General features: G+C 55.3%; 14 protein-coding genes and 2 tRNA genes. 4 read left to right on the top strand and 12 right to left on the bottom strand.

Annotated elements, in window-relative coordinates; genetic code table 11:
• Positions 1 to 17: 17 nt before the first annotated feature.
• The 6 genes from ACI2JR_RS20755 to dnaQ form a co-directional block, all read right to left on the bottom strand.
• Entirely contained in the window at positions 18 to 1,532 is a 1,515-nt protein-coding gene (locus ACI2JR_RS20755) for an ABC transporter substrate-binding protein (RefSeq protein WP_462479368.1), read from the bottom strand.
• A 2-nt stretch (positions 1,533 to 1,534) separates the two neighbouring features.
• The gene (locus tag ACI2JR_RS20750; protein WP_132728165.1) at positions 1,535 to 2,617 is read right to left on the bottom strand and encodes an ABC transporter ATP-binding protein; all 1,083 of its coding nucleotides are present in this window, start codon (positions 2,615 to 2,617) and stop codon (positions 1,535 to 1,537) included.
• The gene (locus ACI2JR_RS20745) at positions 2,614 to 3,627 is read right to left on the bottom strand and encodes an ABC transporter ATP-binding protein (protein ID WP_462479367.1); all 1,014 of its coding nucleotides are present in this window, start codon (positions 3,625 to 3,627) and stop codon (positions 2,614 to 2,616) included. The genes ACI2JR_RS20750 and ACI2JR_RS20745 overlap by 4 nt, the downstream gene beginning before the upstream one ends.
• Complete coding sequence (locus tag ACI2JR_RS20740; RefSeq protein WP_462479366.1) at positions 3,608 to 4,342, bottom strand: FadR/GntR family transcriptional regulator; 735 nt, start codon at positions 4,340 to 4,342, stop codon at positions 3,608 to 3,610. Before ACI2JR_RS20740 ends, ACI2JR_RS20745 begins: the two co-directional genes overlap by 20 nt.
• 378 nt (positions 4,343 to 4,720) lie before the next feature.
• Positions 4,721 to 4,797: transfer RNA gene (locus ACI2JR_RS20735), tRNA-Asp, on the bottom strand.
• A gap of 132 nt (positions 4,798 to 4,929) precedes the next feature.
• On the bottom strand, positions 4,930 to 5,661 hold the full coding sequence (gene dnaQ, locus ACI2JR_RS20730; protein ID WP_207896617.1) for a DNA polymerase III subunit epsilon: 732 nt from the start codon (positions 5,659 to 5,661) through the stop codon (positions 4,930 to 4,932).
• A gap of 64 nt (positions 5,662 to 5,725) precedes the next feature.
• Here dnaQ and rnhA point away from each other — a divergent pair, with 64 nt between their 5' ends.
• Complete coding sequence (rnhA, locus tag ACI2JR_RS20725) at positions 5,726 to 6,193, top strand: ribonuclease HI (RefSeq protein ID WP_132728158.1); 468 nt, start codon at positions 5,726 to 5,728, stop codon at positions 6,191 to 6,193.
• Here the strand turns inward: rnhA and ACI2JR_RS20720 are convergent.
• Positions 6,190 to 6,912 (bottom strand): class I SAM-dependent methyltransferase, encoded by a 723-nt coding sequence (locus tag ACI2JR_RS20720; protein WP_462479365.1) that lies wholly within the window; start codon positions 6,910 to 6,912, stop codon positions 6,190 to 6,192. The two genes, rnhA and ACI2JR_RS20720, sit on opposite strands and share 4 nt — an antisense overlap.
• A gap of 33 nt (positions 6,913 to 6,945) precedes the next feature.
• On the opposite strand from ACI2JR_RS20720, the gene gloB reads away from it, so the two are divergent.
• Positions 6,946 to 7,701, top strand: coding sequence for a hydroxyacylglutathione hydrolase (gene gloB, locus ACI2JR_RS20715; RefSeq protein WP_462479364.1), 756 nt, complete (start codon positions 6,946 to 6,948; stop codon positions 7,699 to 7,701).
• A 71-nt stretch (positions 7,702 to 7,772) separates the two neighbouring features.
• Positions 7,773 to 9,140 carry a murein transglycosylase D gene (gene mltD, locus ACI2JR_RS20710; protein WP_462479363.1) on the top strand — a complete coding sequence of 456 codons (1,368 nt, stop codon included), beginning with the start codon at positions 7,773 to 7,775 and terminating at the stop codon, positions 9,138 to 9,140.
• A gap of 46 nt (positions 9,141 to 9,186) precedes the next feature.
• Here mltD and ACI2JR_RS20705 read toward each other — a convergent pair whose 3' ends face one another.
• From ACI2JR_RS20705 to ACI2JR_RS20695, 3 genes are all read right to left on the bottom strand, one after another.
• Complete coding sequence (locus tag ACI2JR_RS20705; protein ID WP_132728152.1) at positions 9,187 to 9,957, bottom strand: class I SAM-dependent methyltransferase; 771 nt, start codon at positions 9,955 to 9,957, stop codon at positions 9,187 to 9,189.
• 84 nt (positions 9,958 to 10,041) lie between these two features.
• Entirely contained in the window at positions 10,042 to 10,839 is a 798-nt protein-coding gene (locus ACI2JR_RS20700; protein WP_132728984.1) for an endonuclease/exonuclease/phosphatase family protein, read from the bottom strand.
• 103 nt (positions 10,840 to 10,942) lie between these two features.
• On the bottom strand, positions 10,943 to 12,130 hold the full coding sequence (locus ACI2JR_RS20695; protein ID WP_462479362.1) for an MFS transporter: 1,188 nt from the start codon (positions 12,128 to 12,130) through the stop codon (positions 10,943 to 10,945).
• A gap of 104 nt (positions 12,131 to 12,234) precedes the next feature.
• Between ACI2JR_RS20695 and yafC the strand changes: the two genes are divergently transcribed.
• Entirely contained in the window at positions 12,235 to 13,137 is a 903-nt protein-coding gene (gene yafC, locus ACI2JR_RS20690; protein WP_462479361.1) for a DNA-binding transcriptional regulator YafC, read from the top strand.
• Positions 13,138 to 13,201: 64 nt separating this feature from the next.
• Here the strand turns inward: yafC and dkgB are convergent, their stop codons facing one another.
• Both dkgB and ACI2JR_RS20680 read right to left on the bottom strand, forming a co-directional pair.
• On the bottom strand, positions 13,202 to 14,005 hold the full coding sequence (dkgB, locus tag ACI2JR_RS20685; protein ID WP_132728148.1) for a 2,5-didehydrogluconate reductase DkgB: 804 nt from the start codon (positions 14,003 to 14,005) through the stop codon (positions 13,202 to 13,204).
• 163 nt (positions 14,006 to 14,168) lie between these two features.
• Positions 14,169 to 14,245 (bottom strand) — tRNA-Asp (locus ACI2JR_RS20680).
• Positions 14,246 to 14,418 lie beyond the last annotated feature (173 nt).

Genomic DNA, 14,418 nt, shown 5'->3' with positions numbered 1-14,418 from the left:
TTCTCCTCACGCCTCGATTATTGCGTCAGCGACAGACCCGCTACGCGTACGATGCCGTCCGGGTAAGGTTTAAAGCCCTGTACTTTTTTGTTGAGCCCAAAAATGCGCGGCTCAAAGTAGAGATAGGCGATCGGCATGTCGGTTTGCAACTGGTGAACGACCTTGTCATACAGCGGCTGGCGAACGGCCTGATCGTTGCTCAGTCGCGCCTGAGTCAGCCATTCATCGACCTGTCCGTTGCTGTAACGGCCGTCGTTGAGGGTGCCCTTGCTATGAATAAAACCGTAGATACTGCCGTCAGGATCCGGACGTCCCGACCAGCCGGAGAAGCTCAACTGGTAGTCACCGCTCTGCTGGCGATCGAGCAGCGTGGCAAACTCGGTCATCTGCAAATTGAGGTTAAAGCCCGCTTCGGCGACCATCGCCTGCAGCACCTGCCCCACCTGCTGCGAGGTCGGGTTATTCGGTACCAGCAGATTGACGTTCAGCGGCGTGGAGACTCCCGCGGCTTTCAGCAGCGCCTGCGCTTTTTCCACATTACGCGGTGCAACCGGAAGCTTGACGTGATACGGGCTAACCGGCGAGAAGGCCTGATTTGCCGGAGTATATAGCCCTTCGAATACCACCTGGTTAAGCGCATCGCGGTCGATAGCTAAGGAGAAGGCTTCACGAACGCGGGCATCTTTAAACGGATCGTTGGCCGCTACTTTGCCGTTATTAATGTTGAAAGTGATACCCTGATAGCCCAGCCCCGTGACTTTAGCGAGCGCCAGTTTGCTGTCGGCTTCAACGGTTTTTACGTCGCTGGCGGCGATACCTTCCGTCAGCTCGAGATCGCCGGCGCGCAGGTTAGCCAGCCGGACCGAAGCATCGGGGATCGGCAAATAGATAAGCTTGTCAAAGTGGTAGGCGCCTTTATTCCAGTAGTTGTCAAAACGGCTCAGGACGATACGATCCTGAGAAACCCGGCTGTCGAATTTGTAAGGACCGGAACAGACCGGATGAGCGGCAAAATCCGCTTTTTTCGCCGCTTCCGGCGCCATCATCGCCCCGGCGCGATCGGTCAACTGCATCAGCAGCGCGGCATCCGGCGTTTTCAGATGCACAGCGATTTGCAGCGGGCCGGTCACCGCCACCGATTCGATTGAGGAGATCTCGCTTTTGCGCAGTGAGCCTTTCAGCGTCAGCGCGCGATCGAGGTTATATTTTGCCGCTGCGGCGTCGAACTTCTCGCCGTCGTGGAAGGTGACCCCGTCGCGCAGGTTCATGGTCAGCGTTTTACCGTCATCGCTCCACGACCAGTCCGTCGCCAGCCCCGGCACGATCTTGAGATGCTCATCGACGTCCACCAGCCTGTCGCACAGCGAGGCGAAAACAAAGCGGCCGTAGTAGGTGCGCGCCAGATGGGGATCGAGCATATCGGGATCCGCCCCCAGGCCGATGCGCAGTACGCTCTCTGCATGCGCGGGCAGCGCCGCACCAAGCAACATAACACTTCCCAGAACGGTCAAAAGAGAATTACGCATTGTCATTATCATGAGTTCCTTGCAGCAAGGGATGAGTGAGTGGCCGCGTGTTCAAACAGCGCGCGGCGGCGCAGAAATGCGGCGGACGGCGGAGCAATCTGGATCACGCTGCGATCGCGGTTGATCTCCTGCCAGCGGTGGCAGGCGATCTGCCGTCCGCCGTCAAGCAGCTGGTTAATCGGTTCGCTTTGCCGACATTGATCGCTGACGTACGGGCAGCGGGTATGGAAACGGCAGCCCGTCGGCGGGTTGGCCGGATTAGGTAGATCCCCCTGTAGCAGCGGAGCCTCACGCTGCACGCCCGGTTGCATTTGCGGCGCCGAAGCGATCAGCGCCTGGGTATACGGGTGCAGCGGCGCATCGAAGATCTCATCGACCGTCGCCAGCTCAACGATTTGCCCGAGGTACATCACCGCCACGCGGTCGCTCATATGGCGGATGACCGCCAGTCCGTGGGCGACAATAATCATCGTCAGGCCAAGCTGATGCTTAAGACTCTCCAGCAGATTCACCACCTGCGCCTGGACGGAAACGTCCAGCGCCGACACCGGTTCATCGCCCAGCAGCAGCTTAGGCCCGGAGGCCAGCGCGCGGGCGATACCAATACGTTGGCGCTGGCCGCCGGAAAACTCATGTGGATAACGGTCGGCCCATGCCGCCGGTAGCCCCACTGTTTTCAGCAGTTCAGCGACGCGGTAGTGCCGATCGGCCTTTTTCATATTCTGATGTAGCCACAGCGGTTCGCCGACGATCTGCTCCACGGTCATCCGCGGGTTCAATGACGCAAAGGGATCCTGAAAGATGATCTGCAGCTCGCGACGCAGCTGGTTGAGTCGGGTTCCCGTCGCGTCAGTAATTTCCTCGCCCTGCCAGAACACCCGCCCCTCGCTTGCGGCCAGCAGACGCAGCAGCAGGCGGCCAAGCGTCGATTTCCCCGAACCGGACTCGCCAACAATCGCCAGCGTTTCCCCCGGCATAACCGCCAGCGACACCCGATCGACGGCGGTGACATGACGCGCTGGCGCGAAGAGCTTTTTCGGCCCGGGAAACCATTTACTCAGATCGCGGGCTTCAAGAATGGGTAGGGTCATGCGATTTCTCCCAACGCAATATGCTGCTCCAGCGGAGCACGGAAACAGGCGACCTGATGGCTGGCGCCTAAGGTCTGTAATGGCGGCTTCTGCTCATGACAGCGGACCTGCGCGAACGGGCAGCGGCTTGCAAAACGACATCCTTTCGGCATCGCTTCCGGCAGCGGTACGGAGCCCGGGATAGTCGAAAGCGCCCCTTTCCGGGCGCTGAGGGAGGGAATCGACCCCATCAGACCGATGGTATAAGGGTGCTGCGGGTCAGCGAAAATCGCCTCGACGCTCCCCTGCTCCACCACCTGTCCGGCATACATCACCGCGACCTGCTGGGCGACTTCCGCCACCACGCCTAAATCGTGGGTAATCATCAGTACCGCGGTGCCGGTCTCTGCTTTCAGGTCATTCAACAGCGTCAGGATTTGCGCCTGGATCGTGACGTCCAGCGCGGTGGTCGGCTCATCGGCGATAAGCAGCCGCGGATGGTTAATTAACGCCATGGCGATCATCACCCGCTGGCGCATCCCGCCAGAGAGCTGATGGGGATACGCCTTCAGGCGCATTTCCGCCGCCGGGATCTGCACTTTTTCCAGGATCTGCAGCGCGGTTTTCATCGCTGCCGCGCGCGGCATCTTCTGGTGGCGCATCACCGCTTCACTTAGCTGATCGCCAAGGGTGAAAGCGGGATTCAGCGAAGTCATCGGTTCCTGAAAAATCATCGCCAGCTCGTTGCCCCGCAGATCGGCATATTCCCGCGGCGACAGCTTGCGCAGATCGTGGCGGCGAAACTGCATCTCGCCGCTGACAATTTGCGCGCTGGCGGGCAACAGCCCCATCAGCGCCAGCGAGGTGATGCTTTTCCCACAGCCGGACTCTCCCACCAGCGCCAGCGTTTCCCCCGCCTGGACAGTGAGGGAAATACCGTCCAGCACGCTGACCAGCGAACCGGCGAATTTAACGTTGAGGTTTTGCAGGCGCAGTACCGGCACGGCTTCCTTAAAGGGGATCGTCGTCATGGCGTGTATCGTCCTCAAGATGAATGGCCTGGATCAGGGCATTTTGCAGGGAGAGCAGATGCTCGCGCATCGCGGCGGCAGCTTCATTGGGCTGGCGTTGAATAATGGCGTTGATGATGGTGTGGTGGTGAGAGTTATAGTTATTAACGCGTTCCGGCGTACGCGCCAGCTCGCGTAAATGCTGCCAACCCGGTTCGCGGCGAACGGCATCAATGGCGTCAAACAGGCCCAACAGCAGACGATTGCCGGCAGCTTCGGCAATGGCGCGATGAAACGCGCTGTCCCACAGCTCGTTAAGGTCGCGATCGTCAGGGCTGACCTTATTAATCCGTTCCAGCAGGCGCTGCATCAGCGCAAGATTTTCCCCGGTAGCGCGCAGGGCTGCGAGGCGAGCCAGTCCGGGTTCGAGCTGCAGACGCGCCTCCATGACCTCCAGCAAATTGGTTTGCTGCACCAGCCCCTGAAGCACCAGCGGCTCAACGGGGGCCGCAGGCCCAATAAAGGTGCCCTTCCCTTGTTTGCGCCAGATGCGCCCCTCCTCTTCCAGGACGTCCAGCGCCCGACGAATCTCGCGTCGCCCTACGCCCAGCGTCTCCGCAAGTTCGCGTTCGGTGGGCAGCGGTACGCCTGGGGTCGATTCATGCTGATTGATAAGCCCGCGCAGTTGCTCCAGCGCAGTGCTGGAATTTGCCAGAAACGGTGACGCCTTTTCCATATTGGTTCGCCTGCTTTCATCATTTCTTTGGTTTTATTAACAATAAGTTATTGATATAGATGTGTACCTGAGACCATAGAGATCAAGCAATTTCCGAACCAATCATCTATTGGTTCGGAAATTATTTGAAATATCTGGATAAGGCCATGAATAAAGGCAGGTTTATTATTACGATTTTGTTGCGTTAGGGGAGCGGATAATGACCATGCCAGAGGGCGAGCGCACAAAAACGGTGCATTACATGCACCAAAACTGATCACATGTTAAATAATTGCACCTAGATTATTAACTTTTTGTTAATAGAAAGCATAAGGGAAATGGGTGGGGGGCTAAAACGACGAAAGCCTGAATCATTGCTGATTCAGGCTTTCTGAATAGTGGCGGAACGGACGGGACTCGAACCCGCGACCCCCTGCGTGACAGGCAGGTATTCTAACCGACTGAACTACCGCTCCACTTACTGTTCCCCTAGGAACGAGGCGAATATTACGGACTCCCCGTAACGCCGTCAACGCTTTTTCTTCACTTTTGAATCGTTTGCTGCAAAAATCGCCCACCCGGCTATTTTTAGCGCATATTCCAGCGAATCAGGCGCGCCACAGGCAACTGCCACCCTTCTTTTGGACCAGATCGAGGCGGGATTCATGGTTCGCGATCTCTTCATCAGAGGCATAAACCACCCGCAATTTACTGGCAGCACGGACAACGCGCTGTATTCCCATTTCTCCCGTCTGCTGCTGCCCCTCGCCTTCCATCGAAAATGCCATCGTCGTCTGACCGCCGGTCATCATCAGATAAACGTCGGCCAGAATCTGGGCATCGAGTAACGCCCCGTGCAGCGTTCGTTTGCTGTTATCTATTTCATAGCGTGAACACAGCGCATCGAGGCTGTTACGCTTGCCGGGGAACATTTTCCGCGCCAGCGCGAGGCTATCGGTTACCTTGCAGAAGGTATTGGTTTTCGGAATACCGCGATTCAGCTTGCTGAATTCATAATCCATAAAGCCGATATCGAACGACGCGTTATGAATGACCAGTTCCGCGCCGCGGATATAGTCCATAAACTCTTCAGCCACATCGGCAAACACCGGTTTATCCATCAGGAACTCATCGGCGATTCCGTGAACGCCGAACGCTTCCGGATCCACCAGCCGGTCCGGCTTCAGATAAACGTGGAAGTTGTTGCCGGTAAGGCGACGGTTAATCACCTCCACCGCACCGATCTCGATGATCTTATGTCCTTCGTAATGCGCACCGATCTGATTCATACCGGTGGTTTCCGTATCGAGAACAATCTGTCGTGTAATTGCAGTGCTCATATCAGTCATTTATGTCAGACTTGCCGTTTACATATCGATTTCAATTACAGGAAGTCTACCAGATATGCTTAAACAGGTAGAAATTTTCACCGATGGTTCGTGCCTGGGAAATCCAGGCCCCGGCGGTTACGGTGCGATTTTACGCTATCGCGGGAAGGAAAAAATCTTTAGTCAGGGTTATCACCTCACGACCAATAACCGGATGGAGATGATGGCGGCAATTGTCGCTCTGGAAGCGCTGAAAGAGCAGTGCGAAGTGATACTCAGCACCGATAGCCAGTATGTGCGCCAGGGGATCACCCAGTGGATTCATAACTGGAAAAAACGCGGCTGGAAAACCGCTGACAAAAAACCGGTTAAGAATGTCGATCTCTGGCAGCGCCTGGATACCGCGCTCGGCCAGCACCAAATTAAATGGGAGTGGGTCAAAGGCCACGCCGGACATCCGGAAAATGAACGCTGCGACGAGCTGGCTCGTGCTGCCGCCTCTAACCCGACGCAGAGCGATATCGGTTACCAGGCGGAAAACTAATTCTCCCCGTTGCGCCACTGCCGCGTGGCGCCAACGGTCTGCCGTAGCGGCGTTTTCGCTTTCCCTGATTTCAGCGGGTTTAAGGTCAGCGGGATCGTACGCTTACGGGCGACGATCAGCTGCAGACAGCCCAGCGCCGGCAGATGAGTACTCAGCAACTTACCGCCGTGCCTGGACCAGGGCAGCACCTGGTAGCGGCCATGGTGCAGCACTTCAAAATTCAGCAGCGCCAGCCAGTCCAGCTGGCGCATCAGCGTAAACATCCGGCTATTGTAGGGCGCGGTTTTACGCAATACCGGCACCAGTTTACGCAACCCCATCAGGCTCACGGGGTTAAAGCTGGTCAAAATCATCCAGCCGTCATCAATCAATACCCTGTCCGCTTCACGCAGCAAACGATGCGGGTCGCTGCACCAGGGCAAGGTATGCGCCAGCAGGCAGGCATCGACCGATTTTTCCGCAAAGGGCAGATGTAGCGGGTCGGCTTTCACCTGAATAGGGTTCCCCTGCAAAGAAACGTTCACCTGATGCGAGATAGCACAGGATTCCGTATTGATTTCCGCGCTCAGATTGCCAATCTTAAGTAAATGAAAGCCATATAATTTAGCCAGCCACGGTTTCATCTGCCGTTCCAGCGATTCGCGATAGTATTCGCCCCAGGGCATACTGGACCAGTGCTCTGGCGCTGTAACTGTCTGAGGTATCCTTGCCGGCTTCATCGTAACCTTCCGCTACGCTTTGAGAGGTAATTTATGAATCTTATCAGCATTCCCGCCTTCCAGGACAACTACATCTGGGTTCTCAGTACGGATAACGGCCGTTGTCTGATCGTCGATCCCGGCGAAGCGGCGCCGGTACTGGCCGCCATAGAGGCTAACCGCTGGCAACCCGAAGCGATTCTGCTGACCCACCACCACCACGATCACGTTGGCGGCGTAAAACAACTGCGCGAAAAATTCCCCGGACTCGTTGTTTACGGACCGGCAGAAACCCAGGATAAGGGAACGACCCACCTTGTCGCCGACGGCGATCGGCTGACTATTTTGGGCCGCGAATTTTCTATTTTTGCCACGCCGGGTCACACTTTAGGACACATCTGTTTCTATAGCGCACCTTATCTATTCTGTGGCGATACAATGTTTTCCGGCGGCTGCGGCAGGCTGTTCGAAGGAACGGCTGAGCAGATGTATCAATCATTTAAGAAAATAAATGCCCTTCCTGAGGATACTCTGATTTGTTGCGCACATGAGTATACTTTAGCAAACATGAAGTTTGCCTTGAGTATCCTGCCTCATGATGTGGATATAAGCGATTACTATCATAAAGTTAATGAGTTACGCGCGAAAAAACAAAAAACACTCCCCGTAACTCTGAAAAATGAGCGCCGCATAAATATATTTCTACGCACAGATGATAATGATTTAATTAAAGAAATTTCAAAAGAAACAAATTTGCAACACTCTGCACAGCGATTTGCGTGGTTAAGGTCAAAGAAAGATGACTTCTGACATTTAACGCTTGTCATTCGTAGCCTTCACCGTTATTCTTGCTCGTCTTTTAAGCAACTATTGACACACACATGAAGGCACGAGCGATTTTACTCGCCTCCGTCCTGCTGGTGGGGTGCCAGGCGTCTAAGCACGATGGTAACGTCCAACAGCACGCACAGAGCCTTTCTGCAGCTGGTCAAGGGGAAGCAGGTAAGTTCACAAGTCAAGCGCGCTGGTTAGATGATGGAACCTTCTACGCGCAAGACCAGGATCTGTGGACTTCCATAGGCGACGAGCTAAAGATGGGAATTCCGGAAAATCCCCGGATTCGCGAACAAAAACAGAAGTATTTACGTAATAAGAGCTATCTCCACGATGTAACTTTACGGGCAGAGCCGTATATGTACTGGATAGCCGGGCAAGTTAAGAAACGTAACATGCCAATGGAACTGGTATTACTACCCATAGTGGAGAGCGCTTTTGACCCGCACGCAACGTCTGGCGCCAATGCCGCAGGCATCTGGCAGATCATTCCGAGCACCGGGCGCAATTATGGTTTAAAACAGACCCGCAGCTATGATGCGCGTCGTGATGTCGTCGCCTCTACAACGGCGGCGCTGGATATGATGCAGCGTCTGAACAAGATGTTCGACGGTGACTGGTTATTAACCGTCGCCGCGTACAATAGCGGTGAAGGCCGGGTACTGAAAGCAATGAAAGCGAACCGTTCGCGTGGGAAACCCACCGATTTCTGGTCGCTGCCATTACCACGGGAAACCAAGGTCTACGTACCTAAGATGCTGGCTTTGAGCGATATTCTCAAAAACAGCAAGCGCTATGGCGTAAGACTGCCGACGGCAGACGAGAGCCGTGCGCTGGCGCGCGTGCGCCTCGACAGTCCGGTTGATATTAGCCAGCTGGCGGATATGGCAGGCATGCCTGTCGGCAAGCTGAAAACGTTCAACGCCGGCGTCAAGGGTTCTACCCTCGGTGCAAACGGGCCAAAGTACGTGATGGTGCCGCAGAAGCATGCCGCTCAGCTGCGTGAATCTTTGGCCTCAGGTGACATTGCCGCCGTACAGCCTACCCAGCTGGCGGACAACACGCCGTTGACCAGCCGTAGCTACAAGGTGCGTTCTGGCGATACGATTTCCGGAATTGCTTCCCGGCTCGGCATATCGACCAAAGATCTGCAGCAGTGGAATGGTTTGCGTGGTTCAGGTCTGAAAGTGGGCCAGAACCTGGTGATTGGCGCAGGAAGCAGCGCGGAACGTCTTGCCAGCAATAGCGATAGCATTACCTATCGCGTGCGTAAAGGCGACTCGTTATCGAGCATTGCCAAACGTCATGGCGTCAACACACGTGATGTGATGCGCTGGAACCGCGGCACCGACGATCTGAAACCCGGCGATCAGCTGACGCTGTTTGTGAAAAATAGCGAAAGGCCGGACTCCTGATACATCGGATAAAAACAAAGGCACCGTTTAGCGGTGCCTTTTTGCTTTATACCGCTTTATGCGCTTCAAACATAATCGTATCGCTGGTAAATGAGCCGTCTTCCTGCAAGGCAAAATAGGCTTTTACCTCTGCGGACGCACTCTCCTGATACAAGCGAATTGCCTCCACCAGCGGTGCCGGCGTGCGCATCCGCGCCACCCACGAGGCAAACTCCAGCGGCAGACGGTCGGTCAACAGATGATTGATAACCAGCCCGGCCTCATTCGCCAGCGCCAGCCACTCGCCGCTGGCGTAGTTGCGGACATGGGAAGTATCGCGCAGCGCTTCAACCGTTTGCAGCCAGACATCGCGCACCGGGTGGCCGGGCGACATCACATCCATAATCATCATCACCCCGCCAGGCTTCAGGACGCGTTTTACCTCCCGCAATGCCTGACCCACATCATGCCAGTGGTGAGCAGAATAGCGGCTTATCACCACCTCAAAGCTGGCATCCGCAAAAGGCAGCGTTTCCGCATAACCTTGCTGAGTCACAATATTCGAGAAACCTTTATCCTGCGCGGCCTGGGCGACAACCTCCAGCATCTGGCTGGATAAATCATAGGCCGTCACCTTTGCCACCTGCCCGGCCGCCGTAAAACTGGCATGACCCGCGCCACATCCCATATCCAGAACATGCGCATGGGGGAAATCAGCCAGCCGCTCGGCCAGGCGTTGCAGATCGCGTCCGGATGCATGGACCGCGCTGGTCAGGTAAGCGCTTGCCTGCGAGCCAAACTGCTTTTCGACGTTGTCATGATGAGAGCGTGTTGTCATTGGGTTGTCCTTCGGTTGTTTGAATAATAAAGGCGGCACCATGCTTACACAGGCCCGCCCCATGGCAGGCCTGACATACCTCTATTAATCAGGCTTGCCGGGACTGAATTCGACTAGTAGCGGGTTGTGGTCGGAGGCGCTGGTCACCAGCACGGAAGCGTCGTGAACGCTTAACCCCCGATAGAAGACAAAATCGAGCGGGCGACCAAACGCACGACGGCGCTGATCGTCCGGAAAGCGCACTTCGCGCAGCGCCATTTCGCGCGCAAAGCGATAAAGCGCATTCATTCTTGGGCGACTCCAGGTATTAAAATCGCCAGCCATAATCACCGGGCCGCTGTGATGAGCAATCTGGTCGCCGATGGGCAACAGCTGTTTACTGTAAACATCCACGCCCCAGCTGAAATTCACCGCGTGGATATTAACGACCATCAGCAAACGCGTATCCGGCAGCGGATAGACGGTGACCAGGGCCGACTTCGCCAGCCGCAGAATCGGCTCGCGCTCGCGTAACGGACAGCAGTAAACAGGATGGGCCGAAGCCAGGGTCATCACGCCGGAGGGATGCTGCGGCAGGACCAGAGCGGGTACCTGATCGGCAGCCAGGTAATTCGTGGTGGCGAATCTGACCAGTTCAGGAGTGGTTTGCGCTTCCTGTAACAGCACCAGATGGGCATCTTTACCAAAGTTTTTGAGAACCGACTTCCACTCAGCGCGCTGCTGCTTAAAGATATTCCACACCAGGACGCGGATTTTTTCATCCGCGCTTAACGGGACGCCGGCAGGAAATGCCTGGCCAATGCTTGCAAACGACCCCGGAGGCAAAATTCTCTCCGCGGGCTGTCCGGCGACATAGCGCATAGCATAAGTATTCTTTCGCAATTTAGGCATCAAACCTCGATAACAGGAAACCAGCCCGACTGCGGCTGGTTCTTCTGTTATAGGGACTTTCTTAGGCACTTTCAATGCAATTCGCGAGAAACCTTTACCCTTCGACGGAAACGGCCTTTGCCGGGCGGGAGTTATCCAGACGGCCGCTCAGCGCCACCAGCAGCAGCGCGACTAACACAATCACCGCGCCAATCCACGGCGTCTGAGCCAACCCATAGCGCTCGACGGTTTGACCACCAATCACTGAACCCAACGCGATACCGACATTAAAGGCGGCAATGTTCAGACCAGAAGCGACATCGACCGCGCCTGGCGTATATTGCTCGGCTTTTTGCACGACATAGACCTGCAGTCCCGGGACGTTGCCGAAGGCAAAAATGCCCATCACCAGTACCGTAGCCAGGGCTGCGTACTGAATGCTGGCGGTAAACTGGAATACCAGCAGCAGGACGACTAACGCCGCAAAGATAGCCTTTAGTGCCGCAACGGCGCCATATTTATCCGCCAGCTTACCGCCCCAGACGTTCCCAATCGCGACCGAGATCCCATATCCCAGCAGAATCCAGCTCACCGTTGCGGGGCTAAAGCCCGCCAGCTCCTGCATCATTGGCGCGAGGAAAGTAAACGCGGTAAAGACGCCGCCGTAGCCCAACGCGGTGATGGCATAGATAATCAACAAACGCGGATGTGTTAATACTTTTAACTGATCGGCCAGGCTAGCGCTGGCGCGGGCAGGAATATTATTGGGTACCAGAATCAGGCTACCGATCAATGCAATCACGCCGAGGATCGACACCGCAAGGAAAGTTTCACGCCAGCCAAAGTGCTGCCCGATAAAGGTCCCAATCGGTACGCCGGTTACCAGCGCCACGGTTAAACCACCAAACATAATCGCGATTGCCGAAGCGGCTTTTTCTTTTGCCACCAGGCTCGTCGCAATGGTTGAGCCAATTGAGAAGAATACCCCGTGCGCCAGACCAGTGAGCAGGCGCGCAAAGATCAGCGTTTGATAGCCCGGCGCCTGCCAGGCCAACAGATTACCGGCGGTAAACAGCACCATCAGCGCCAGCAGCAGTTGTTTACGCGGCATACGCCCGGTCAGCGCGGTGAGTACCGGCGCGCCAATCGCTACGCCCAGGGCATAAATAGAGACCAGCAGTCCCGCCGAAGGCAGCGAGATAGCCAGCTGTTCAGCGATGGTGGGAACCAGACCCACAATCACAAATTCAGTGGTGCCAATCGCAAAGGCACCGATGGTCAAGGCAAGTAACGCCAGTGGCATAATTTACTCCGTATCATCAGGATTTAGATGACACGTAGTATGAAGCGATGTTTAAATAACAAAAACTATCAAAGTCTCAATATAATTTTGCTACAGGTGCAATAATGAGAGCCACTTCAGAAGAGATTGCCATCTTTGTCGCCGTGGTTGAAAGCGGCAGCTTCAGCCGGGCAGCAGAGCAACTGGGACAGGCAAATTCTGCCGTCAGCCGGGCGGTGAAAAAGCTGGAAGGAAAACTGGGCGTCAGTCTGCTGAACCGGACAACCCGCCAGCTCAGCCTGACTGAGGAGGGAGAGCGCTATTTTCGTCGTATGCAGGGGGTATTACAGGAGATGGCGGCAGCGGAGAATGAACTACTGGAAACCCGGACGACGCCGAGGGGATTGTTGCGCGTTGATGCCGCCACGCCGGTGATGCTGCATTTCCTGATGCCGCTGGTGAAACCTTTTCGCGAGCGTTATCCGGAAATGACTCTGGCGCTGGTTTCTTCAGAAACCTTCATTAACTTGATCGAACGTAAGGTTGATGTTGCCATCCGTGCCGGCACATTGACGGACTCCAGCCTGCGCGCTCGCCCGCTCTTCAACAGCTACCGGAAAATTGTCGTCTCGCCGGAGTATCTCGCTCAGCATGGTACGCCAAAAAACGTCGCCGACCTCAAGGATCATCTCTGTCTGGGCTTTACCGAACCGGCATCGCTGAATACCTGGCCCGTCTCCTGCTGCGACGGCCAGCTGTTGGAAGTGAACTGTGGGATCTCGTCGAACAGTGGGGAAACCATCAAACAGCTATGTCTGGCGGGCAATGGCATTGCCTGTTTGTCAGATTATATGGTGGATCAGGAAATTGCTAACGGGCAGTTTGTGGAACTGCTGGCAGAGAAGCGTCTGCCGGTGGAGATGCCGTTTAGCGCCGTGTACTACAGCGACAGAGCGGTCAGCACGCGAATCAGGGCATTTATCGACTTCCTGAGCGAGCACGTAAAACAGCTCCCGCAGGAGCTGTAGCATCGGTAACTTCCCGGCTAACGCCTTCGCGACGCCAGCCGGGATTTATTCCTGATCTATCCGATCAGTCCCACTCAGGCGCCAGGCCTTCCGGGCTTACCAGACGATCGTTGCAATCCAGCGCGGCTATCGCTTGACGATCGGCCTCATCCAGCGTCAGATCCTGAGCTTTCAGGTTACTGGCCAAATTGTCACGCTTGGTTGATGAAGGAATGACCGCATAGCCTTCTCCCATAGCCCAGGCCAGAATCACCTGCGCCGGTGTCGCATTATGTTTTGCCGCAATCCCGGCAATCACTTCATCTTTCAGCGCCTTGCCATAAGCCAGCGTCATGTAAGAGGTGATATGGATACCGTGCTCGCGTGCCCAGTCCACCACTTTGCGGTTCTGCAGGTACGGGGAGAGCTCGATCTGGTTGGTGGCGATGTTGTCTGCGCCCACGGCGGCGATAGCACGCTCCATCAGCGGAATCGTAAAGTTAGAGATACCAATCTGACGGGTCAGGCCCAGTTTTTTTGCTTCCAGCAGCGCCGGCATAAACTCTTCGACAGCGACGGCATCATTCGGTGACGGCCAGTGGATCAGCGTCAGGTCGACATATTCCGTACGCAGTTTCTGCAGGCTCTCTTTCAGGCTCGCAACCAGCTTGTCTTTGCTCAGGTTTTCAATCCAGATTTTGGTGGTGATAAACAGCTCATCACGCGCCACGCCGCTCTCGGCGATCGCCTGGCCGACGGCGGCTTCGTTATCATAAATCTGAGCGGTATCGATCGTGCGATATCCCAGTTCCAGAGCCGTTTTCACCGATGCGATAACGACATCATCTTTCAGACGGAAGGTTCCAAGACCAAATGCAGGGATTGCCATAAAATTCCTCGTTATTTCGTAATGTTGGTTGATTGAGGCCATTATGGTTGATGTGGCGCAGGGGAAAAAGATCGATAAATGCAGAGGATTTGTGCTAAATCAGCAAAAATAGAGCAGCAGGAAAAGAAAAAGCCCTGAGCAAATGCTCAGGGCTTTTAATAAGTGGCGGAACGGACGGGACTCGAACCCGCGACCCCCTGCGTGACAGGCAGGTATTCTAACCGACTGAACTACCGCTCCACCGAATTTTTCTACAACGACTGATTTTTACATCAGCTTACTGCGTAATTTGATGCCTGGCAGTTTATGAATCACTCGGTGATCCACCCTTCGGGCCGTTGCTTCGCAACGTTCAAAAGCTTTCGCTTTTGTCCTACTCTCTTTCGAGTAGTGAACTGCCTCAAAGGTCAGTG

It is taken from the genome of Klebsiella sp. NPDC088457, from assembly GCF_044900465.1.
Classification (GTDB): domain Bacteria; phylum Pseudomonadota; class Gammaproteobacteria; order Enterobacterales; family Enterobacteriaceae; genus Klebsiella.
The sequence above is the reverse complement of the archived record's forward strand: the minus strand, read 5'-3'. Positions and strand labels throughout refer to the sequence as shown.

What these genes read in the sequence shown, in the direction of transcription:
- dnaQ (WP_207896617.1), bottom strand. Translation starts at nt 5,661, where the DNA reads ATGAGCACTGCAATTACACGACAGATTGTTCTCGATACGGAAACCACC.
- rnhA (WP_132728158.1), top strand. Translation starts at nt 5,726, where the DNA reads ATGCTTAAACAGGTAGAAATTTTCACCGATGGTTCGTGCCTGGGAAAT.
- ACI2JR_RS20740 (WP_462479366.1), bottom strand. Translation starts at nt 4,342, where the DNA reads ATGGAAAAGGCGTCACCGTTTCTGGCAAATTCCAGCACTGCGCTGGAG.
- mltD (WP_462479363.1), top strand. Translation starts at nt 7,773, where the DNA reads ATGAAGGCACGAGCGATTTTACTCGCCTCCGTCCTGCTGGTGGGGTGC.
- ACI2JR_RS20695 (WP_462479362.1), bottom strand. Translation starts at nt 12,130, where the DNA reads ATGCCACTGGCGTTACTTGCCTTGACCATCGGTGCCTTTGCGATTGGC.
- ACI2JR_RS20720 (WP_462479365.1), bottom strand. Translation starts at nt 6,912, where the DNA reads ATGAAGCCGGCAAGGATACCTCAGACAGTTACAGCGCCAGAGCACTGG.
- ACI2JR_RS20705 (WP_132728152.1), bottom strand. Translation starts at nt 9,957, where the DNA reads ATGACAACACGCTCTCATCATGACAACGTCGAAAAGCAGTTTGGCTCG.
- gloB (WP_462479364.1), top strand. Translation starts at nt 6,946, where the DNA reads ATGAATCTTATCAGCATTCCCGCCTTCCAGGACAACTACATCTGGGTT.
- dkgB (WP_132728148.1), bottom strand. Translation starts at nt 14,005, where the DNA reads ATGGCAATCCCTGCATTTGGTCTTGGAACCTTCCGTCTGAAAGATGAT.
- yafC (WP_462479361.1), top strand. Translation starts at nt 12,235, where the DNA reads ATGAGAGCCACTTCAGAAGAGATTGCCATCTTTGTCGCCGTGGTTGAA.
- ACI2JR_RS20745 (WP_462479367.1), bottom strand. Translation starts at nt 3,627, where the DNA reads ATGACGACGATCCCCTTTAAGGAAGCCGTGCCGGTACTGCGCCTGCAA.
- ACI2JR_RS20755 (WP_462479368.1), bottom strand. Translation starts at nt 1,532, where the DNA reads ATGACAATGCGTAATTCTCTTTTGACCGTTCTGGGAAGTGTTATGTTG.
- ACI2JR_RS20750 (WP_132728165.1), bottom strand. Translation starts at nt 2,617, where the DNA reads ATGACCCTACCCATTCTTGAAGCCCGCGATCTGAGTAAATGGTTTCCC.